This is a genomic window from Tamlana sp. s12 (genome assembly GCF_016767215.1).
GTDB lineage: Bacteria > Bacteroidota > Bacteroidia > Flavobacteriales > Flavobacteriaceae > Pseudotamlana > Pseudotamlana agarivorans.
The window spans coordinates 1,440,007-1,462,692 of the sequence record NZ_CP068547.1 but is presented as its reverse complement, the minus strand read 5'-3'; the positions used below and the strand labels follow the sequence as shown (position 1 = coordinate 1,462,692).

General features: G+C 36.1%; 18 protein-coding genes and 2 tRNA genes. 13 read left to right on the top strand and 7 right to left on the bottom strand.

Going from position 1 to position 22,686, the window contains the following annotated elements:
- Window positions 1-118: 118 nt before the first annotated feature.
- The 4 genes from JJL45_RS06235 to JJL45_RS06220 all read left to right on the top strand — a co-directional run bounded on the left by JJL45_RS06235 (window position 119) and on the right by JJL45_RS06220 (window position 4,340).
- Complete coding sequence (locus JJL45_RS06235; RefSeq protein WP_068602592.1) at window positions 119-586, top strand: DUF3302 domain-containing protein; 468 nt, start codon at window positions 119-121, stop codon at window positions 584-586.
- On the top strand, window positions 587-1,768 hold the full coding sequence (locus JJL45_RS06230) for an HlyD family secretion protein (protein ID WP_068602593.1): 1,182 nt from the start codon (window positions 587-589) through the stop codon (window positions 1,766-1,768). It abuts the gene before it with no gap.
- Window positions 1,769-1,770: 2 nt separating this feature from the next.
- Window positions 1,771-3,162 (top strand): TolC family protein, encoded by a 1,392-nt coding sequence (locus tag JJL45_RS06225; RefSeq protein ID WP_068602594.1) that lies wholly within the window; start codon window positions 1,771-1,773, stop codon window positions 3,160-3,162.
- A 164-nt stretch (window positions 3,163-3,326) separates the two neighbouring features.
- A complete protein-coding gene (locus JJL45_RS06220; protein WP_068602595.1) occupies window positions 3,327-4,340 on the top strand; it encodes an LLM class flavin-dependent oxidoreductase in 1,014 nt (337 codons plus the stop codon).
- 189 nt (window positions 4,341-4,529) lie between these two features.
- Here JJL45_RS06220 and JJL45_RS06215 read toward each other — a convergent pair.
- A tRNA-Ser gene (locus JJL45_RS06215) sits at window positions 4,530-4,614 on the bottom strand.
- Between the two features lie 185 nt (window positions 4,615-4,799).
- Between JJL45_RS06215 and JJL45_RS06210 the strand changes: the two genes are divergently transcribed.
- A complete protein-coding gene (locus JJL45_RS06210; RefSeq protein ID WP_068602596.1) occupies window positions 4,800-5,429 on the top strand; it encodes an NAD(P)H-dependent oxidoreductase in 630 nt (209 codons plus the stop codon).
- Between the two features lie 168 nt (window positions 5,430-5,597).
- Window positions 5,598-6,788 (top strand): DegT/DnrJ/EryC1/StrS family aminotransferase, encoded by a 1,191-nt coding sequence (locus tag JJL45_RS06205; protein ID WP_068602597.1) that lies wholly within the window; start codon window positions 5,598-5,600, stop codon window positions 6,786-6,788.
- A gap of 163 nt (window positions 6,789-6,951) precedes the next feature.
- Here JJL45_RS06205 and JJL45_RS06200 read toward each other — a convergent pair whose 3' ends face one another.
- From JJL45_RS06200 to JJL45_RS06185, 4 genes are all read right to left on the bottom strand, one after another.
- Window positions 6,952-8,712, bottom strand: a complete 1,761-nt coding sequence (locus JJL45_RS06200) for an APC family permease (RefSeq protein ID WP_068602598.1) — start codon at window positions 8,710-8,712, stop codon at window positions 6,952-6,954.
- A 215-nt stretch (window positions 8,713-8,927) separates the two neighbouring features.
- The gene (locus JJL45_RS06195; RefSeq protein ID WP_068602599.1) at window positions 8,928-9,830 is read right to left on the bottom strand and encodes a neutral zinc metallopeptidase; all 903 of its coding nucleotides are present in this window, start codon (window positions 9,828-9,830) and stop codon (window positions 8,928-8,930) included.
- A 303-nt stretch (window positions 9,831-10,133) separates the two neighbouring features.
- The gene (locus JJL45_RS06190; RefSeq protein WP_068602600.1) at window positions 10,134-10,907 is read right to left on the bottom strand and encodes a tetratricopeptide repeat protein; all 774 of its coding nucleotides are present in this window, start codon (window positions 10,905-10,907) and stop codon (window positions 10,134-10,136) included.
- A 453-nt stretch (window positions 10,908-11,360) separates the two neighbouring features.
- The gene (locus JJL45_RS06185) at window positions 11,361-12,053 is read right to left on the bottom strand and encodes a hypothetical protein (protein ID WP_068602601.1); all 693 of its coding nucleotides are present in this window, start codon (window positions 12,051-12,053) and stop codon (window positions 11,361-11,363) included.
- A gap of 527 nt (window positions 12,054-12,580) precedes the next feature.
- Here JJL45_RS06185 and JJL45_RS06180 point away from each other — a divergent pair.
- Window positions 12,581-13,822: a T9SS type A sorting domain-containing protein gene (locus tag JJL45_RS06180; protein ID WP_068602602.1), complete on the top strand. Its 1,242-nt coding sequence runs from the start codon at window positions 12,581-12,583 to the stop codon at window positions 13,820-13,822.
- Between the two features lie 446 nt (window positions 13,823-14,268).
- On the opposite strand, the gene JJL45_RS06175 is transcribed toward JJL45_RS06180, so the two are convergent.
- On the bottom strand, window positions 14,269-16,833 hold the full coding sequence (locus JJL45_RS06175; protein WP_068602603.1) for a T9SS type A sorting domain-containing protein: 2,565 nt from the start codon (window positions 16,831-16,833) through the stop codon (window positions 14,269-14,271).
- Window positions 16,834-17,279: 446 nt separating this feature from the next.
- On the opposite strand from JJL45_RS06175, the gene JJL45_RS06170 reads away from it, so the two are divergent.
- The 4 genes from JJL45_RS06170 (at window position 17,280) to JJL45_RS06155 (ending at window position 20,741) form a co-directional block, all read left to right on the top strand.
- A complete protein-coding gene (locus JJL45_RS06170; RefSeq protein WP_068602604.1) occupies window positions 17,280-17,864 on the top strand; it encodes a Crp/Fnr family transcriptional regulator in 585 nt (194 codons plus the stop codon).
- Window positions 17,865-18,004: 140 nt separating this feature from the next.
- Window positions 18,005-18,436, top strand: coding sequence for a GlcG/HbpS family heme-binding protein (locus JJL45_RS06165; protein ID WP_068602605.1), 432 nt, complete (start codon window positions 18,005-18,007; stop codon window positions 18,434-18,436).
- A gap of 24 nt (window positions 18,437-18,460) precedes the next feature.
- Window positions 18,461-19,981 (top strand): Dabb family protein, encoded by a 1,521-nt coding sequence (locus JJL45_RS06160; protein ID WP_082935882.1) that lies wholly within the window; start codon window positions 18,461-18,463, stop codon window positions 19,979-19,981.
- A gap of 40 nt (window positions 19,982-20,021) precedes the next feature.
- On the top strand, window positions 20,022-20,741 hold the full coding sequence (locus JJL45_RS06155) for a 3-ketoacyl-ACP reductase (protein WP_068602606.1): 720 nt from the start codon (window positions 20,022-20,024) through the stop codon (window positions 20,739-20,741).
- 72 nt (window positions 20,742-20,813) lie between these two features.
- On the opposite strand, the gene JJL45_RS06150 is transcribed toward JJL45_RS06155, so the two are convergent.
- A tRNA-Pro gene (locus tag JJL45_RS06150) sits at window positions 20,814-20,888 on the bottom strand.
- A 187-nt stretch (window positions 20,889-21,075) separates the two neighbouring features.
- Here JJL45_RS06150 and JJL45_RS06145 point away from each other — a divergent pair.
- Together JJL45_RS06145 and JJL45_RS06140 are read left to right on the top strand one after the other, a co-directional pair.
- A complete protein-coding gene (locus JJL45_RS06145; protein ID WP_068602607.1) occupies window positions 21,076-22,206 on the top strand; it encodes a PQQ-dependent sugar dehydrogenase in 1,131 nt (376 codons plus the stop codon).
- A gap of 8 nt (window positions 22,207-22,214) precedes the next feature.
- The gene (locus JJL45_RS06140) at window positions 22,215-22,616 is read left to right on the top strand and encodes a c-type cytochrome (RefSeq protein WP_068602608.1); all 402 of its coding nucleotides are present in this window, start codon (window positions 22,215-22,217) and stop codon (window positions 22,614-22,616) included.
- The last annotated feature ends 70 nt before the right edge of the window (window positions 22,617-22,686 follow it).

The following is a 22,686-nucleotide window of genomic DNA, read 5'->3' as shown; positions in this document are numbered from 1 at the left end:
TTTTTTAAACAAAATTGTAAATTACCGCAAACATAACCACTTGAAAATGTTTCAATTAATATATTAACTAAATAAACTCAAAAACCAAATTTATTATTTTTGTTTAAAACTGAATACCATGCTCTTTCAACCCTCAAAAAAAAGACACCTTAGTATTTTATTATTTTTACTGCCTCTCTTAATTTCAGCCAACAATCAAGAAGGTGGTGTAGAAGACACCATAGCCGAAGTTGTTAGTTGGATAGTTATTATTATTGTGCCTTTCGTTTGTATAGGCTTATTTCTTTTTGTTCACGTACTTCCAGAAAAAATAGCCGAAAAAAGAAATCATCCACAAGCTGAAGCCATAAAGGTTCTTTGTATCCTGTCCTTATTTTTTGGAGGACTTCTTTGGCCGCTTGCATGGCTATGGGCTTACAGCAAACCTGTATTTTACAAAATGGCTTATGGCACGGATAAAGGAGACTATCACGAGACCACTTTAAAAGAGTTTAAAGAAGGGAAAAGCCCCCAAGCAGAGACACAACCTGACAAAAACGAAATATCCGAAACCGAAACAAATAACGAGCAACAAAAAAAATCTTAAATGGAAATACTATTACTCCTTATATACGGTGGCATTGTTTGGCTTATCTTTTTCAAATTTAAATTATTACCTTGGAATACAGTTACACAAGTCATAGCTTATATCATTCCTGTAGCGGCTATAACCCTACTCATACTTTTTCTTAATATTTTTGCACCTTCTTCGCATGACGTTCGTGTTATGAACTATAATGTAGAAGTTGTACCTGCTGTTACTGGACAAGTTACTGAAGTTCCTATTAAACCCAACCAGCATGTAAAAAAAGGAGACATTTTATTCAAAATAGATCCTGAACCCTTCTTACTTAAGGTTAAAAACCTAAAATCTAAAATTCCTCTTTTAGAAGCCAAAGTAGTAAGTGCCAAAGCTTACGACCGAGAATTAGAAGATCAAATTACAACCGCTGAAAACAAAATACAAGTAATTGATGCGCAATTAAATTTAGCTATTAAAAGGCAACAGCAAACTAAAGAATTAGCAGATTTAGGAGCGGGTTCAAAATTTGACTACGAACAAGCTCAAGCTAATCTGCAAAATTTACAAGCCCAAAAGGCCATGGCTCAATCTGAAAAATCGCAATATCTACAAAAAATTTCAGCAGTTTCATCGGAAGGGGAACTATCAGAGATCACACAAGCCAGAGCAGATTTAGAACAAGCCAAAGTTCAGCTAAAAGAAGCCGAATGGCATTTAGAACAAACCGTATATCGTGCCCCTGCCGATGGTCGCGTAATAAATTTACAATTACGTCCAGGAGCCATGGCAGTTCAGTTTCCCATTAAACCTGTTTTAACTTTTATAGAAGATGAACAATGGCTTATTGCCTTGTTTAAACAAAATGAAATTCGCTATGTAAAAGATGGTGACCATGCTGAAATTACCTTAAAAACACACCCGAATCACATCATTAAATGTGAGGTTGATCACATCGTTTGGGCCAACGCTCAAGGCCAGTTAACAGCAAGTGGTAGATTACCGGACACACAAGCTGATCACTCAGAAGAAGGGCGGTTTGCAGTGAGACTAAAAGTATCAGAATCTGATAAGGATTTATTTCTAGCCCCTGGAGCAGTAGGTGTTGGCGCCATTTACACAGAAAGAGGCGTTATCATTCACTTGGTTAGAAAGGTCATAATGCGTATAAACACGAAATTAGATTGGATCGTTCCTAAACTTCACTAAAAATGCAAGTTATTTTAAGAAATCTTTGTTTGATTACCCTCCTATTATCAAATTTTTGTTTGGTACAAAGTTGCGCTGTTAAAGCCCCTCCAACGGGTGAAGATTTACAGGAACTAGCTTATGCAAATTTCATTTTACCTTCTACGTGGCAAAACAGTGCCGACACAACAGCAGTAAACAACAATTGGCTCGATTCTTTTAATGATCCTGTCTTAGATACCTTAGTAAAAGAAGCCCTGCATTACAATCCCGACCTGCGCATTAGCAGCGCTCGTATAGAAGAAGCTATTGGTTATGTTGAAGTAGCTCAGGCTGCGTTACGACCAGCACTTTCTATTTTTGGACGAGAAACCACGAAACTAGGAGGCAACCTAGGCGGTGGCTTAAATGGTGCTATTTTCGAGGCCTCGTGGGAAATCGATATTTGGGGAAAATTACGAAACGCACGAAACGCCGAACAAGCAAACCTTGCAGTTATTAAAAGTCAATATTCCTTTGCTAGACTTTCAATTGCTGCGCATGTAACCCGTACTTATTTTTTGGCTTCCTCAACGTTTTTACAATTACAACTTGCACAACAAATGGTGATGTCTTCTGAAAATTTAAAAACCATCGCCCAACATAGATTCGATATTGGTACCGGAACTGAAATAGATGTCGTTATCGCTAAAGCAAACTTAAACCAAATTAAAGACGCTTATAAGCAATTAGAGTTGGCCTATAGTAACCAATTACGCGCACTGGAACTTTTACTTGGCAGATATCCCAAAGCTGAAATAGAAGTCAAAAACAAATTAATTGAACTTCATTCTAAAATACCCAACGGCATCCCATTACAAATTTTAGAACGCAGACCAGATGTCCTTGCAGCCCAATACCAATTTAACAGTTCCTTCTATCGCGTAGGTGAAGCTAAGGCTGCCAGATTACCTAGCCTCAATATAACGGCAGGTTTTGGTATAATAGATAGTCCTTTAATCCAGCTTTCGGATGATTTTTCTAATCCGATTAGAAGTCTCGGTGGGGAATTAATAGCACCAGTTTATTTTGGAGGTCAATTAAAAGCTAATGTTACCATAAGAACAGCTCAGCAAAAACAAGCGGTAGAAAACTATGCGAGAACCGTTTTAAACGCCATGGCCGATGTGGAGAACACCTTAGATGCTGTTAAAAATATAGAGCAACGTGAAAATTATATTTTTGCTGCCACGAGTAGTAATAAAAGGGCTTTCGAGTTGGAAGAAATTAGATTTAAGGTTGGTAAAAGCGACATGAGGGATCTTTTAGATCAACAAATGGATTTATATAAAAGTGAAACAGACTTACTTCATCTTCAAACACAAAAAATTATTCAACGTGTAAATCTTTTTGTAGCCCTTGGAGGTAACATGTAATTAGATAGCAAAACCCTATAACGTCTTAAAATACTTCTGGCAAGAAATTCATTAAAACCAATACCTTAAATATTTCTTAAATCATCCTATGCTTCTAAATAGGAAAGTCTTCTTTACTATTTTTACCTAAAACTTACCGTTACATATTTAAACAAGCCAGACGCATGCAAGATAAAAACATCGCCTACTCCATATTAGAACTCGCTATTGTCTCCAAAGGCAGCACTTTAGCCGAAACTTTCGAGCATTCATTAGCTTTAGCACAAACAGCCGAAAAAGCAGGGTACAAACGCTTTTGGTTCGCCGAGCACCATAATTCTGATGCCATTGGCAGTAGCGCGACATCCATTTTAATCGGTAAAATTGCTGAAGGCACACAACACATACGCGTTGGTTCCGGTGGTATTATGTTACCCAACCACTCCCCTTTAATTATTGCTGAGCAATTTGGAACCTTAGGTATTTTGTACCCAGACCGCATTGACTTAGGCTTGGGGCGTGCCCCTGGTACAGACAGAGAAACGGCTAGTGCCATTCGGTCGGACTTTTATCAAGCCGCTTTATCATTTCCTGAAGAAGTTCAAAAATTACAAGATTATTTTTCACCTTATAGCGCGTCTAAAAATGTACGTGCCAATGTTGCCGAAGGCATTAACATCCCGCTTTATATTTTAGGTTCTAGTCATGACAGCGCACATTTAGCAGCAAAAAAAGGCCTGCCTTATGCCTTTGCTAGCCACTTTGCTACGCCCCTACTTCACAGCGCCCTAGATGTTTATCGTAAAGAATTCAAGTCTTCAGAAGCTTTAAAACAACCTTATACCCTTGCTGGGGTTAACATTGTTATCGCCGATACCGATGAAGAAGCAGAACGCATTTCTACATCACTCTATAAAATGATTATCAATTTAATTACAGGAAAACGTGATTACATGCAACCACCTTCTGAAATGACCGAAGAGCTTCGCAGTATGAGTAATCACCCCTCTGTTCAACAAATGCTTAAGTATACCTTTATTGGAAGTAAAGCTACTGTTAAAAATAAAGTAAAAGCCTTTATTGCAGAAACACAAATAGAAGAACTTATTGCTGTTTCCCATATTTATAATCATCAAGACCGCATAAAATCTTATGTTTTATTTGCTGAAATCATGAATGAAATAAATGATGCAAAATAACAAAGGTTTACAGCTCATGTTTTGAAAAGACAAAGCTTAGCGTTTTTAATTTTAATCTATCACTGCAAAATTACATAAGAACAACCTTTTCTATGCTCAACCTAAAAAGCTTAATGAAAGAAGTGAAACATTTTAAGACTAATTACAAAAAAAGAAACCCCATAAACATGATGTTTACGGGGTTTTTTGCGGAGAAAGAGGGATTCGAACCCCCGGAGGTGTGACCCTCAACAGTTTTCAAGACTGCCGCATTCGACCACTCTGCCATTTCTCCTGAGTGCCTCATCAGGTATTCCCTGAATGCGGGTGCAAATATAGAAACCTTTTTCAAATCTGTCAAACAAAAAATCATTTTTTTTAAAAATATTGATTCAGGCACGATCTCACTTGTATTTTTTCGCTTTAATATGGTAAAATGCCATGTGCATATCTTATTTTTGCTCAAATTATTAAGCCAAAATGGATACGATAAAGCAGCTACAATGGCGATATGCTACCAAAAAATTTAATACAGAAAAAAAGCTTTCCGAAGAAAAATTAAACCTCATAAAGCAAGCTTTCAACCTAACTGCAACATCTTATGGGTTGCAAACTATTAAATTGGTGGTTGTAAAAAACCAAGAAACACGCCAATCACTTGTAAAAGCATCTTTCAATCAAAAACAAGTCGTAGATGCGTCACATTTACTCGTAATCTGTGTGCAAACAGATATTACCAGCACCGATATCGATAATTATTACAAAAACATCAAAGGTATTCGCCAAACCTCCGAAACCATTTTAAAACCTTATCGCGAGGATTTGGTCAATATGATGTCCAATAAAACCATCGATCAACGCCTGCAATGGTCGGCCAACCAAGCCTATATTGCCCTAGGAAATTTAATGACGGTATGCGCCATGGAAGGTATCGATTCTTGCCCGATGGAAGGTTTTATCCCTCAAGAATACGATCGTATTTTAGACCTCGAAAAGCAAGGTTTAAAATCGGTATTACTATTACCTATTGGCTATCGCGCCGACGACGATATGTTTTCAACTTTTAAAAAAGTAAGACGCCCACTAAGCGAGGCGATTATAGAACTATAAATCATTAGGGCGTTACCACAAGGGTCGGGCTCTCGGCCGTCGCTTTTTTGTGAGCCATACCTACCTATCGGCAGGCAAGCCACACAAAAAGAGCTCCAACAAGGCCTCCATCCCTAACGCAGCGCACCATATATCATACAAACAAACCTATAAGAAATAAATAAAATTATGCCAGGATTCGAATTATTTGGAGATTTAGAACGAAAAGAAGTAAACGATGTATTAGATAATGGCGTGCTTATGCGTTACGGATTCGACGGCATGCGTAATGGTCATTGGAAAGCGAAAGAACTAGAAAGCGCTTTACAAACAACACTTCAAACCAATCACGTACAACTTGTTTCCAGCGGAACGGCAGCCTTATCAGTAGCATTAGCTTCTGCCGGCATAGGAGCTGGCGATGAGGTTATTTTACCAACCTTTACTTTTGTGGCAAGTTTCGAAGCTGTCATGCAAGTTGGAGCAACACCAGTTCTTGTAGATATCGATGACACCTTAGGCCTCGATCCCGAAGCCATAAAAAAAGCACTTACCCCAAACACAAAATGTATTATGGTCGTACAAATGTGTGGTGGTATGGCCGATATGCAAGCTATTCAAGATATTTGTAAAACGAATAACCTTTTACTTATAGAGGATGCCTGCCAAGCTATTGGAGCCACTTTCAATAATAAACCATTGGGAAGTATTGGCGATTTAGGGTGTTTTTCATTCGATTTTGTAAAAACCATTACCTGTGGCGAAGGCGGAGCCGTTATTACCAACAATGAAGACTATTATGTTAATGCCGATCATTATAGCGATCATGGTCACGACCATATTGGGAATGATAGAGGCGCCGAAACACATCCGTTTTTAGGCTACAACTATAGAATTTCAGAGCTTCATGCCGCTGTAGGTTTGGCTCAAGTTAAACGCCTTCCTGAAATTTTAAACATTCAAGAACGACACTTCAACATCATAAAAGAAGCTTTAAAAAGCGTTTCCGGACTTACCTTCCGAACGGTACCTCAGGGTGGTGTAGAAAACTATTCCTTTTTAAGTTTCTTTTTAAAAGACTTGGAAACCACGCAAAAAGCGATGACTTTGTTTAAGGAAAATGGCATCGATGGGTGTTTCCATTATTTCGATAATAACTGGCATTATGTGAGAAGATGGCAGCATTTAACACAACAGAAATCATTGTTCCCGTTATCAAAAGAAATAAAAAATGGCTTACAAGATTTAGAAAATAAAACTTTCGAAGCTTCCGATGCGATTATAGCACGTAATATTTCTTGCTTAATCAAATTATCATGGACGGAAGAAGAAGTTAAAGCACGTGCCCAAAAAATGGCCGAACTTTTAGGAAGTTTATAGTATTGTAAAAACAGAAATTGAGGCTTTTCAAAAAGACTTTTAATATTGTATTTGTCAGGTTGAGCCTGTCGAAACCCTTTTGGTTAACACCTGCTTTAAGATATTTCGACAAGCTCAATATGACAATAATTATAACTTTTTAAGACCGCCTAATTCTTAAAAACTAAATAATCAATCGGACCCCTCCTAATTCTTCCACTTTATAAGGAAAACGGTCTCCAGGAGAGCCAATAAACATAAAGTTGATTGGAATTCCCCATTCTTTAGACAGTCGGTTGATGAGTTGTGGTCCAAATTTATCGTCAATTTCAACGAAATCGATACTAATAGCGGGGTATTCCCGATCTACCACACGAATATCATTTCTAAATTGGTCGTTTATTTCATTGCCATGTCCTGTAACGGTAACCACTTTTATCTTTTTAGTATGTTCGTTTTTCTGAATATAAAGCAAGACTTTGTTTAAAGTAGCAACATCATCGTTTTTAGTGAAATAGACAAACTCCTGGGAGTTAATCGTGTGTATTAAGGATAGAATTTTTTTATCAGATTTAAAAACAAAGTTTCTAAACGGATCGAATATCGAATGGATTAATTTTAATACGAATTTCAGTAATACGGTTCTGTTTAGCATAATCACGATAAACAATATCGAAGGCACAAAATACTCAAGGAATACCGATAAATTACTAGGAACACCCTCTGCAGGCTTCATAATAATATTACCTATTAAAGCGACGATTACAGCAATAATGGCAAATATAATAGCGCCCCAACTGGCTTTTTCTGGGCGTGGTAAACGGTTTCTTTTAACTTTTAGTAGAATGTTTCCAATGCCGAATAGCGCCATCACCGATAAAAATGAAATCGTATAAACCCCTGCAAGAAGCTTAACGTTGCCATTTGTAATTAATAATACCGAAACGGTTAAAAGCAAAAAGACTAGAATGATACGGTAAGAACTTCCTTTTTTGTTTTTCTTTAAAAAAAACTGAGGTAAAATTCTATCTAAAGCCATACGTTCCAATAAACCGGAAACACCAACAAAACTGGTTAATACGGCACCACTTAATACTAAAAAAGCATCGACGCCAATTACTATGGCTAACCAATCTCCACCTACATACGATGCCATTTCTATTAAAAGGGTGTTTTGGTAGGCATCACTTTGTAATACCGGTAAAGTGAATAAGGCCAAAGCAAAAATTGCTGTTAGCGGATTGATAACACTTACTACAATCCACATATTTTTAAGGGTTTTAGGAAATACCCCTTTTTTCTGTTCTTCTACAAAATTTGCCGAGCTTTCAAAACCAGAAACTCCTAACATAGAAGCTGCAAAACCAAGAAAAATGGCATTGGTGATGCTTCCTCCTGTAGTTGGTAAATGCCAGTTCTCAAAAAACAATCCGAAACCATTATTTGCAAGAAAAAACACTATAAATCCACTTAATAAAACAAAAGAACCTAGGTGAAAAAGAAAAATACCTATAGCCACTTTAGCCGATTCTGAAACCCCTCCTATAGTTAATAGAGCAAAAATACTAAGTAAAACAATAGTGGCTATAATGATTGGAATAGCTGGAATAAGATGATGTAAATAATGTATCGCCTCATTAGCAGAGATAACCGCTGTGGCCATGTAGGAGAGTAAAGTTAAAGTAGCCGCAAAGGAGGCTACAGATTTACTTGTTGTATTTAATAAAGCGTTATAAGCACCACCATTTAAAGGTAAAGCGCCAACTACTTCGCCATAAATTTTCCTGAATAGAAATAGAACCAGTGAAACAATTAGTAAAGTGATCCAAGCATACTGTCCTGCAAATGCAATGGCTAAGGCTGAAACATATAATACGGAAGAACTGATATCATTACCGCAAATGGCAGTGGAAGCTAATTCAGAAAGTTTATTGTGTTTTTTCATTTATTGTGAGGGTTGGTTATTGTGGTTAGCTAAAGGTTTTTCATAATACAAGTAGTTTAATGGTATCATGATTTGGGATAAGTATCTTAAGTGATTAATATTCAGAACTAAGATAGTAAAACTATAAAGAAGACAATGGTTTTGGCTATAAGCTGTAAGCCATATGCTTATGCCTACTGCTTACAGCCTATAGCATAAAGCTCACTGCCTCCAGCCTACAACGGATCCGCATTAAAAGTATCACCTTGAGAAAGATCACCGGTATCAAAACCTTTTTTAAACCAACGCATACGTTGGGCTGAGGTACCGTGGGTAAAAGAGTCGGGAACCACACGTCCTGAGGCATTTTTCTGCAAACGATCGTCACCAATGGCATTAGCTGCATTTAAGGCTTCTTCCAAATCACCTGTTTCCATCATTTTTGTCATTTCCTGTGAGTGGTGTGCCCAAACCCCAGCTAAGAAATCAGCTTGAAGCTCTAATCTAACGGAGTACTTGTTATATTCAGTCTGACTTATTGTTCCGCGTAAGCGATCTACTTTTTCGGTAATTCCCATAATTTTTTGAATGTGGTGTCCTACCTCGTGGGCAATAACATAAGCCTGCGCAAAATCACCCGGCGCGTTAAGCTGACGTTCCATATCACTAAAAAAGCTTAAATCGAGATAGAGTTTCTCATCACCAGGGCAGTAAAAAGGTCCGGTAGCACTAGAGGCCGATCCGCAGGCAGAAGACACAGCTCCAGTAAAAAGCACAAGCGTAGGATTGCGGTAATTTTCTAACTGGGCATTCCAAACATCTTCGGTATTGGCTAAAATCGTAGCACTAAAAGCGGCTAATTCGTTTTCCTTTTCGGTGCCTTGGTATGGAGCCGAATTTTCAGTTTGTATAGGAGCTCCAGTGAAAAACTGACTAATAATATTTAACGGATTGTTTCCTGTTAGAAAGGATCCTATTAGAAAGATACCAACAATAATCAAACCTGTTTTAGAAAATAAGAGTCTAATTAAAGGCCCTAAAATCATGGGGTTAAATCCGCCAAATCCGCGACTAGAACCGCCTCCTTGACCTCTACGATCTTCAACATTAGAGCTTTGTCTTCTACCTTTCCATTTCATAACTGTATTTTTATAAGTAAAAATTAACGATTCAATTTACTCATAATTTTAATAACTCCACAGGATGTTTTGCATCTTTTTTTGAGAGTATGCATCAATGGTTTTAGTTAATAAGCTAACTGTGAGTAGGATTTATAGGCACCAGAAGGAGTCAGCTATAAAATTCATTGATTAATGGCAGCTTAACGCTGAAATTACAGAAACCCCATTTAATCAAGGTTTTAAGCATAGCAAGGTGTGTACTTATTAAAAAAGCTAAAAACCTCTAAAAGAAATAAACACCGAATCCCAAAAACCAATTAACTATCCTGAAATATTTAAATAATTATCAAGAGGTCCTAAAATGTTATTGGTATCGCTCATTTCAGCGGAAAGCACTTGAGCTTCGGAAACCATCTCTGGTGTTAAACCTTTAGTTGATGAAATATTTTTTCGTGCTAGATTTTGAGGGGAAGTATCCATAGTTGATGACATGAGTAGAAGTGCAATCCCTGCAACTTTATTCACTTTCACACCCTGCCCACGAATATATAACATGCCTAGGTTACCAACAGCTAAACCGTCACCTTGCTCGGATGCTTTTCGGTACCAGTCGTTGGCTTTACTGAAATCTACCGCAGTGCCTATGCCATTTTCGTAACACACACCAAGATTAAATTGTGCCGCCGAGTTTCCTTGTTCAGCAGATTTTTCATACCAGTTCACCGCTTGTTCGGCATTTTTATCAATGCCCAGTCCTTGCTCGTACATCAAGCCGATGTTATATTGTGCATAAACATGGCCTTCGTTTGCTGCTTCTAAAAATTCTTTATACGCTAGAGGCATATTATTAGTATTAGCCGCTTCAAGTCCTGCTTCAAAATGCGCTACAGCTTTATCGGAACCTACAGGAGTTTCTTCGGCAACACTAGAATGAGGTGTATCTGTTGTAGCTGGAGCAGATGAAGGTTCTTGTGTAATATTAGAATCTTTAATTTTGTCTACGGGCGATTGGTTTTTACATGCCGTTATGCCTAGAAGTGCTGCAGAAAATAAAAAAGTTTTAAATGTGATTGGTGGGGTATTCAATGGTTTCATTAATGATGCGTTTTAATAATGATTCTAATGATTGATGTTGGATTATTTTTATTACTGAGAACAAAATCAGTGTTAACTCATTAATCAAAAGTAATTATTTTAAAACTAAATAAAGCGGTTAGGATATCCTTGTTTTTGAAGTTGGATTGGCAAATCTCTGTCAGTAGTTTAAAAACATCAATGATTTTACTAAATATAAAACATCTGAGGTTATTAATATTCCTCATACACTCTATTAAGCCATTTCTAAGGTTTCTAAAACTATAATTCACAAACCAACACTTACTTAAATCGCCTTTTTTAGTTTAGATTTTGCGCAAGAAAAAATCTCAATTAAATAACAACCCGTGTTCGTATCGGTACTTTAAGCTAAATAATTCAATAAAATAAGACATAAAAAAAACGGTTTAGCAGACACTAAACCGTTTTAATCCAATTGATGAATTTATGTTTTTACTTGGCAAATTTTAATACACCACTTTTAGTAGCAAAAACATATATACTGCCACTTTTTAATGTATTCAGACTAATTTGATTAGAGATAATACCTTTAGAAACTAATTTTCCGGTTAAATTATAAATCGCATAGTCTCCACTTATTTTGCTATCAACTACTAAAGCATCAGTACTAGCGTTGTAGTAAGCTGCTAGTTTGTCTTTGTTAAAGTTGTTGGTAGATAAAGTAGATTGATCAAAATGGATAGTTACCGCTTCGTTGCCAGTAGCAGAACCTCCATTTAATGTCAACACTATAAATTCAGAAACCGTTTGGCCACCACCAGTAAAAGTAAAATCAGAAGGCACAGTTACATTAAGAGTAACGGTACCAGATTGAACCGTACGACCAGCAAGGTTAATAAACGTATTGGTTGAACTAGAAGTATCTCCAAAAGCGCCTACAAATGCATTTAATTCAGCAGTAGTTTTCGCTGCATCAATGGATACGGCACTACCTGCTAAATCAGGTCCGCCTGTAAAACCAACTTCAAAATTGCCATCGATACCAGTTAATGCTATTTCCAATGAAATAGTCTGACCTTGATAGAATTCTGTTCCAATAGTACCTAAATTGTTTAGGCTAATAGTTTGAGCAAATGTTACTGTGTTAACAACTAAAGCAACAAATAATAAAGTAATTTTTTTCATAAGAATTTAAGTTTAGAATTATTAGTCCTTAAAACTACTGTTTAGTTCTGGTTTAGAAATAAGAAGCAACTAGACTTAAACTGTACAATATTGATTTTCATTCCTTAATTAAAATTTTGAAGTGACTTTTATGAAAAGGTTTTTGTTTCCTATTTATAAAAACCAAATGTGTTTTTGCTTAGTTTTAAATCAAACTTATAAGTGTCCTTATTTAGGTTTTTATACCCGGTCTAGCTCATGCGTAGTTTTTTTTAATGAATATGATGCTCCTATAGTGATCGGTAATTTTTACTGAAAAAAGATGAAACCACCGTTATTAAAGAGATGTGAGCATTTAGTTTTTCGATTTTATATTGAAGATTTAATAAAACAGACATTGAGTTTGTGTTAAGTTTTTATCGCGTATTAAAATTTGCTTTTAGAAATAAAAATGCGCTGTACAGTTTTAGTCAAGTTTATATTCATGCGAATAATAATGGTTAACTATAAATTTAGGACAGAGAATACTAACTAAATTATTTACCATTATGAAAAAAACATTACTACTATTATTACTTCCCTTAGGTGTATTGGGGCAAGTTAACCACCCAGTAACAAATGGGGATTTTGAAACATCAACGGGAGGTGTTCCTGATGGCTGGACAGCGGGATTAGGAACTTTAACAGATGGCGATGCTTATGCTGGTGCTAATGGCGCCTTGCTAACGAGTTCTTCGGGTAGTCCGAATAACCATATTATAAACGATGAGACTTATAGTTTAACAGCTGGACTGCCAACTTATTTAACGGTATGGGTGAAGCCTACAGCTAATAACGACAGATCTGCTTTAAGGTTGATGGAATCCGACGGGACTACCGACCTGATCGGAGGACAAGCTGTTGTGTGGAATAATGCAGAATATATCGATTCATGGAATAAAATAATGATGATTCAGTATACGCCTGCAGCAGACATTGACGTAAAAGTTCGTGTTGATAATCCTATAGCAAACGATATTATTAATTATGATGATGTTGAACTCGTTCAAAACCCATTAACAGTAAATGGCGATATGGAGATTCAGTTTTTGTCCAATAGCGCAACGACGTCTTACACCCAGGTATATCAAAAGAATCAAATCAATCCTATTTCTCGAGTAACTACCAATTTTAAAAGTGGAAGACATGCTTTGATGTGTAATACCGTTGGAGCTACTGCAACATTTAATCAAGGTCCAGCCTTTCGACATGTAAGAGAGTCAGCAGCTATGGATTACCAAGGCTCAATATGGGTACAATTAGATGCGGCATCCCCTGCGGCAGATTTTTTTGCTGAATTATGGGTAGACAATGCTAAAGTAGCTACTGGTGCAATAACTACAATTGACTATGCTACAGAATCGGGATGGGTAGAAATAGCATCACCTACTTATACCTCTGATGATACAGGAGGAGGCAGTGTTTACTTGAGGTTAGTCTGTAAAAACAATGGTACAGATAGAGCGGTTTTTTATGTTGATGATTATACGCTTAACAAAGCACCAGCTAACAGTTTAACTACAGCTTCTAACGATTTTATTAAAAATAATTTTACAGTTTCTAAAACTGGCGTTAGCTTAAAATCTCTATCTGGAAATGTACAAGTATTTGATTTGCTAGGAAGACGTTTAGCGTCAAAGCAAGTAAGAGCTCAAGAAACTTTAGATTTTAATTTTGAAGAAGGAACAATTTATATTGTGGAAGTTTCTGCAAAAGAAGGAACAGCTTCTAGAAAAGTTGTTTTTAATTAACAGATATAAAAATCCATACTTAAAGGCTGCATAATAATGTTATGCAGCCTTATTTTTTTTGGAATTAACTATAACACTACTAGACGTTTTTAGTCTTTATAAAATAACAACCTTAGAAACTATTAAAGTTGTATTTACTTTATAGAAATTTTTAGAAAATAGTCTGCGGTTTTATTTAAGATCATCATAAACTAAGTGTAATATTTTAGTAATCTTAAAAGAAAGTGGTTCAACTACTAATAGTATGGATAATTATAAATAAAGAGGCTGTCTTTAAAGTTGTATTTACGTCAATCTGAATTTATTTCAGATTCTCATTATCATTGAATTTCAATGTGATGAGATTCTGTGTCGAGCACAGCATGACGACTGTTTTAACTTTTCAGACAGCCTCTTGTTTTGAATTAATTATAAATGGACACCCATCTTTTGGGTGTTCAAGCTCACTAGTTTTTAATCAGCTTAGCAACACCGCCAGTATTTGTTTTTACAAAATATATCCCTGCTGCTAAATCAGAAATATCCATGTCTTTTAGGTTTGTGAATTTTTTTACTTCAACCCCAGAAATGGTGTAAATTTTAACTTCTGTTGTGTTATGTATGGCCGAAAGGTTAAATATACCTTTTGTTGGGTTTGGGTAAATCTTCACTTGCTTTAGTTTTCCGTTGCCTTCTACGCTTGCTGTATTTGGTGTACGAATATCTCGATTAAAATTGAAGATTTGCATGGTTACACTACTTATATGTCCTCCTGCATCTGGATAAGTTACCTCAATCGTGTTATTAGCTTGAATTAGGTTAAATGGAACTGGTATTTCCAATACACCAAAAAAGCGTTCTCTTTGGGCTTGGTCGTATCCTCTCCAATCAGAAGGAATTGTAATTGATGTGTTATTAACGGTAATTGAAGAAGGATAAACAAGTCTGCTATGCGGTCTACCAACACCTAATCGTAAAACAGCTTCTCCATAAGTGTTTTTCGACACCCCGTTAACTTGAAAAGTTTCAGTTTTATTAGCGACGATTGGTTTTAAATAGTCTGTTGCATAGTATTTCGTTTCTGTATTCGAGTCGTTAAGGGTTATTGCATTGTCAAAAGTAACCTCTAAAATCATGGTGCCTTCAGCTCCTACAGTTACTGTTGAAGTGGTTGTTGGAATGGATTCCTCCAATAAAACAGGAGTTACATTATTTAAATAAAAGTGTTTTTTATTTATGGAATTTATAGTACCGTACTGCGTGTCAATAAATTTTAAATCCACATCTTTTGAAACAAATTCTAAATTATTTAGAATTATGTAAGCCTTATTGCCATCAACATAAGCATCTACCTGAATATCTAAATCATCAGTCGTGGTATCTACTCTTGTACCTTTTACATCACTCCATAGTTGATAGAATTTAATCATATCAGAATACACCCAATTTCCAGTATATCCATAACCAGGTACAAAAGTAGCAGGTTCATTCTCTTGTCTCATTAACCTGTTGTTATAAGGATTTCCTTGTGGTGTACTTCCCCATTGTGCTTTTAAAACTAAAAACGGTAGTGCTTTAGCAATAATATTTGGGCGTTCCATCATAGACATGAGTTGCGCGTTAGCACTCTTCACCCAAAGCCAATCCCTGTATGGAGACCAATCTTGGTTTCTTTGACCATTCATAACACCACCCATTTCAGATACTATAATAGGCTTTACATTATTAAATAACATGGTGCTGTATTGCTCCATCATATCAAAAGTAGCCTCAATATTACTACCACTCCTTAAATCAATTGTGCCATCTGGTTTAGATGCTATATCGTATAGGTGAATTGAAAAGAAATCCATGTTAGCTCCGGCTACATCCATAAAAAGTTTCCATCGTTTATGCCAACGTTGAAAATCTCCTTTTTCAAAATTAGGAAAAGCCGTCGTATAGCCACCAACCAAAGCGTTTGGTGTTTGTGTTTTAATAGCAGCAGCAACCTCATTATGAAAATCGGCAATATCTTGAATATCATGAGTAAAGTCTCCCGGACCACCGTATCCTTCATAAGCAGGTTCATTAATAACCTCAACCCAACTAGGTGCAGGTTCGCCATTTCCGCTGTGGAATTCATTAATATAGCGTCCCATATACTCGCCTGTTGCAGTTCCGTTAGCCAAAAGCCAGCCTTGCCCTGTTGGAACCTGATCATGACCTGTCCAAAACGGATTTAATTGTCCTGCAAGAATAAGTTCGTTTCTGCTTTCATAAGGGTGTATGGCTGTTTTTGAAGCATAAATATTTCTTGCGTTCAATCCTCTGGAAGCGATACTATTGGAGCCAGTAGGCTTAGCAAACCCTGTTCTGGCAGGATCTTCATCCACTTGATTTAAATTATAGGTAATACCTCCAGTATCTCTACCTAAATACACATCTAAACCATTTAAAAGATCATCGCGTAAATCAATCGGGTTACCATTAGCATCAACGTTGTTACCGTCCCATTCTGCTTCCCCTTGGTTAGCATGAATACCAATATATTTAGATCGTTCGAAGGTTTCTTTTCCGCCTACGATGTGTTTAGCATTTAGAGTAATACTTACATTGGTATTTACCGTGTTTGCAGTGGTTAAATTAACATTTCTACTGTCATTTGCACCACCATTACTTACGGTCCACATAAACATATGTAAAAAGTAGTAGTTTCCTGCGGGTAATGTTGTTGGCGCATTTGAAGCTATGGTATAGGTTGTAGAAAATGAATCTGAATCAGGTTGTTGTCCTGAATTCTCATTTCGCACATAATCACTGCCATAACTGTTTACAATGACATTTGCTGAATTTTTTTCTTGTAAAATCACCTGTATATAACTAAAGTCACCTGGGGTGCTATAGGATAAGGTCATATTAATAACTTGCCCAGGATAAAAGTTTTGTGATCCCTTAGGGCCATAATCAGAGGAATTGTCCCAAGAAAATGTGTTTTGTCCATAACTAAAGACAGTAAATAACAATAAAGCTAATAGTTTAATTTTTTTCATAGTTTTTATAATGTAGTTGAAAATGGGGTTTATTAGGTGTTAAAATGATATACAAGTTGTGGTGGTTTTTGAACACCCTTAAGTTCATTTTTTATAACTCAAAATGTGAAATTACCCTTTTTCATGCCTTAGTCGTGGTTTGCCTACTCGATTTAAACTTGACATGTCTAATATTTATGGAGTGATGATATTATTTCATGCCATAGAAATGGTATTTTTAAGAATTAGGAGAATATAGAGTTGGTAGGCTTAATTTAAGTTTTCAAGTCTCAAATGTGCCATGGGCATTGAGAAACTTCAATAGTGTATAGTTTAAATCTAGTCGATTTTAAGAGCAGGTTATGTTTTATTAAATATATTATAATTATGAAAAAAAAGTTCAGACATCCCTCGATAAATTTAGTGCATCATGCGGTTGAAATTTTCAAAAAGCGGTAAATTATGATATGGAAAACGATGTATTAATTCAAAATATTGAAAAAAGCATACAACTTTCTAAGCCTGAATTAGAGCAATTATGTAGTTATTTTAAACCCAAGGTGATTCAGAAAAAAGAGTTTTTATTAACTCAGGGTAGTGTTTGTAAATTTGAAGGTTTTGTATTAGAAGGTTGTTTTAGGGTTTTCGTATTAGACAATAAAGGCAATGAAAACACCTTGTATTTTGCGGTTAAAGACTGGTGGCTCATGGATATAGATAGTTTTATGAATCAAAAACCATCAGACTTAAATATCCAGGCTTTAGAGGATAGTAAGGTGCTACTAATCGATAGAAAGGATAAATTAGCACTTTATGATTCAGTTCCTGCAGTAGAAAAACTTTTTAGAATAATGTCTCAAAAAGCATTAGTGGCTTGGCAGCGCAGGTTGATTAGAAATCATAGCCTTACGGCGGAAGAACGCTATTATCATTTTATACAAACCTATCCAGAGATAGCGTCTAAACTTACCGACCGACAAATTTCTAGTTATTTAGGAATTACTCATGAATTTTTGAGTAAAATCAAAAAGAAACATTTTAAAAATCAATAAAATTTTGAAGTGTTGAACTTGTTCTATTTTTTTGTCATTTTCATTTTAGAGTTTTGTCCTCATAAAACATAATCTAGATGAAAAGCATACTATCACCATTAAAACTTAAAATAATTTTCGTTTTCCTATTCCTATTGAAAATGGGGCACATTGAAGCTCAGTCAAATTTTAATGTCACACATGATGAAGCTCTAAAAATTCTTTTGGAAGCAAAAAAGAACGCTGAACAATCTCATGTTTTAGTAAACATTGCCGTAGTAGATGCTGGTGCTAACTTAAAAGCTTTTATAAGAATGGATGAGTCTTTTTTAGGAAGCATAGATGTCGCCATTAAAAAAGCAAAAACAGCTCGTTATTTTAATATCGATACAGGTAAATTAGGTGAACTAACTCAGCCTGGAGGCATTATTTACAATATAGAATTAACCAATAATGGTCTGGTATCCTTCCCTGGAGGTGTCCCTATTAAAAATAAAGAAGGTAAAATTATCGGAGCTATTGGTGTAAGTGGAGGTACCATAGACCAAGACCGAGCCATAGCCATTGCTGGAGCAAAAGCTATTATAGATTAATTAAACTTGAAAAGGAATAAAATTATGAATCGTATAAAAAAAGGTATTCTAACCATTACATGGCTAGTCTCTCAAATTTGTTTAGCTCAAGGTTTTGATGATTTAATGCTTTATAGGCAAGACATTAAAAGCATATCAGGAACCAATACCGTGTCTGTTACCAGTTATGAAAAAGATGGCGCACATTATATATATGCTGGCGGTATTGGAAATATTGATGTTTATAGTTTAGATAAACAAGGTATCCTTACGCCAATTAGTAATCATGAACTTTATATGAAAAAAGGCCCTGCAAGAGGTATGGTTGCCGATCGTATTAATGGGACAGATTTTCTATTTGTGGCAAATAAGCATGGTGATGTTGTAGAAACTTTTAAAATTTTAGAAGGAGGCTCCCTTGAACGGGTTGCGTCAATTGAAGACACCGACGAAACACACCTTGGTACTGCTATTACCTTACAAGTTATTCATATGAAGAAAGCGTCCTATCTTTTTGTTGGAGGACTAGAAGAAACACCAGGACTAAGTGCTTTTAAGATTGAAAACGATGGGAAACTCACCCATGTTCAGTCGGTGAAAGATGATGAAACCATTCATACCGATGGCATTATCGGAATGTTTGTGCATAAAATAAAAGGAAAAACCTATTTATATACAGGCGGGTTTCAAGATAATGGGGTTAGTAGTTTTAGGGTTTTTGAAGATGGAACTTTTAAAAACATTAATAATATAAGCGATAATACAACCGATAGATATTTAACAGGAGCCTACCCTGTAACAGGTGTCACTTTTGGGGATAATAATTATGTAATTGTTGGTCACAGACATCATAAATATTACAAAAGAGGAGGTTTTATAAAAAGAACCGATTTTGTATATCATGGTGATGGTGTTAGTGTTTTTAAAGTGGATAAAAAAGGTGCTTTAGTTCCTCATTCGGTTTTAAAAGATGATGAACATACAAAACTCCAAGGGCAAACTCGAATTGAAGTTGTTTCAGTTGAAAATAATGAAGCGGTATTGGCTGTAGGTACAAGAGACGATGAAAGTATTCAATTGCTTAAGTTAAATAAAGAAGGTATACTTAGTCCTATAAATTATTTAGAAACAGGATACTCTATTTATTACGGTTTAAGAGCTCTTAAAATAGGTGAAGACAACTTCTTAATTGCTGGCTCTTTTCGTAATGATTTAAGAAAGATTGTAAGCTATAAACTTGCGCCTAAAATCAATAGAGAAGGCAAAGTTTTAAGACACATGGTTAACTTAAAATATAAAGAAGACGCCACACCAGAACAGGTAAATGAGGCTGTTGAAGCTTTTGTAAATCTTAAAAATGAAATTCCTGAAATTGCAAACTTGGAATGGGGATTAAATGATAGCACCGAAGGGCATACCAAAGGTTTAACCCATTGTTTTACCTTAACCTTTAACGATGAGCATGCTAGAGAAATTTACTTATTTCATAAAGCACATTTAGATTTGGTGAGTAAAATAGGGCCTATTATTGCCGATGTTTTAGTGCTAGATTACTGGACAAAATAACAACCTACTTTTCATAAAAACGTTTTAATATTTATAGAAAATGAGCCATTTAAAGAATAAAAAAGCCATTATAACAGGAGGAGGCAGAGGATTAGGAAAAGCTATCGCTTTAGCATTTGCGAAAGAAGGTATTGATATTGTTATTACAGGAAGAACAGAACGTGTTTTAAAAGAAACGGTTTCCGAATTAGAAGCCTTTGATGTCAAGGCGACCTATGTCGTATTTGATGTTGGAAATTATGAAGACGTAAAAAGCAGTATTAAAAGCGTTTTAGACACTATAGGAAATGTAGATATTTTGGTGAATAATGCTGGCATAGGCGGATTCGGATCATTTCAAGACATGGCGGTTTCAGAATGGACTCATATTATTCAAACGAATGTAATGGGAATGTACTATGTAACTAAAGAAGTTTTGCCGCATTTACTCAAACAAGACGAAGGTGATATTATCAACATAGCTTCTACTGCGGGTTTAAACGGTAATGCGAATACTTCTGCGTATTCTGCTTCAAAATTTGCTGTTATAGGTATGTCGGAATCATTAATGAAAGAAGTCCGTAAAGATAATATTAGAGTGTCTACCTATACACCAAGCACCTTTGAATCCGACATGTCCATAAATGCAGGAATAGCCACTAAAGGTTCTCAAGAAAGCGTACTTCAACCAGAAGATTTTGCAGAATTAATAGTAGCAGGTCTAAAACTTCCAAGAAGAGCCATGCTTAAAAGTGGGGCTTTATGGTCTACCAACCCATAACAAACGCAAATAACAAAATACCCTTAAAGCAAAAAACACCAATAATCTTTTAAGACTATTAGTGTTTTTTTGTCGGGGTGGCAGGATTCGAACCTGCGACCTCCGCGTCCCAAACGCGGCGCGATAACCGGGCTACGCTACACCCCGAATCATTGGTTATCTCTAACGGGATGCAAATATACTCTTTTTATTTGTTTCACAAATGTTTTTTTATATTTTATTTGCTGTTTTGATTTCAGTCTAAAGCTCCATCTTTTTTAAACATGGTAGCGATCAGATTCTCGCAAAATAATTTAGTAAATTGCTTAACCTTGAACCGCACAAAATAGTCAATATGAAAAAGCAGCACATCACGTTCTTAATTATACTTCTACTCACGCTCACCGCATGTTCGCAGCAAAAGGAGTCGATTCCTGCAACCGCATCTCATTATAATTATAAAACCGAATTGATTGTCCCAGATTTAGATATCCCATGGGGCATGGCTTTTCTTCCCGATGGCAGCATGCTCATCACCGAAAAATCGGGTGAACTCATTCATTTTAAAGATAACACAAAACATAAAGTTTCAGGGGTACCAGACATTTATGTGCGTGGCCAAGGCGGATTTCTAGACATTCAATTACATCCCTATTACGAGGAAACCGATTGGATTTATTTCTCTTACGCTTCCGCGGAAGGCGAAGGTGATGGAGGAAACACCGCGATTATGAGAGCCCATTTCGACTCTGCCAACCATAAATTATTCGGAAACGAACGCTTATATAAAGCGGAACCCAATACTAGAAAAGGTCAGCACTGGGGTTCCCGAATCGCTTTCGACGACGACGGCTATCTGTACTTTTCAATTGGCGAACGCGGCCAACGCGATGTAAACCCTCAAGACATCACTAAAGATGGCGGCAAAATTTACCGTCTTCATGACGATGGACGCATCCCTTCAGGCAACCCTTTCATAAATTCCAAACAAGCCAAAATCGCCATTTATAGTTACGGTCATCGCAATCCGCAAGGTCTTATTAAAAACCCTTTAACTGGAGAACTCTGGTCTCACGAACACGGTCCGCAAGGCGGAGACGAAATTAATATCATTAAAAAAGGCAAAAATTACGGCTGGCCGGTTATTTCATACGGTGTTAATTATGGTGGCACCTCTTTTACCGAGCTCACTCATAAAGACGGTATGGAACAACCTCTTTTTTATTGGACGCCATCTATTGCTCCTAGTGGTATGACTTTAGTGACTTCAGACAAATATCCAGAATGGAAAAACCATCTGTTAGTTGGGTCTTTAAAATTTAGCTATTTAGAACTACTTACTTTAAAAGACCAAAAAGTGATAAAGCGCGAAAAACTATTTGAAGACATCGGACGATTACGCCATGTCGTACAAGCTCCAGATGGTTACATTTATATCGCAGTAGAAGGTCAAGGAATTTATAAAATCATTCCTGAAAAAAAATAATCATACGTATGAAAACGATTCTAATAAGCATTTTAACTTTTTCTTCCTTTTTAACGCTGCATCTTACAAGCCAAGATCCGCTGAAAGTGAGTATCCAACGCGGAGAAGTGATATACGAAGACTTCTGTGTAACTTGTCACCTCCCCAATGGTCAAGGCATTAAAAATACTTATCCGCCATTAGCAAAATCTGATTTTCTTATGAAAAACAGAAAAGCGAGTATTCACCTGCTAAAATACGGCATCAATAAGGAAATTAAAGTAAATGGCATAACCTATAAAGGCAATATGCCTGCTATGGGCTTAGACGATGTTGAGATTGCCGATGTTATGAACTACATTACCAATTCATGGAGTAATACCAATTCTAAAATGATTACCGAAGCCGAAGTTGAATCTGTTAAAAAGTAAACATTTGCCTAATTTCATTTTTACATTTGAACGGATTTAACCTTTTTGAGTTTAAGCGAAAATTAAACAT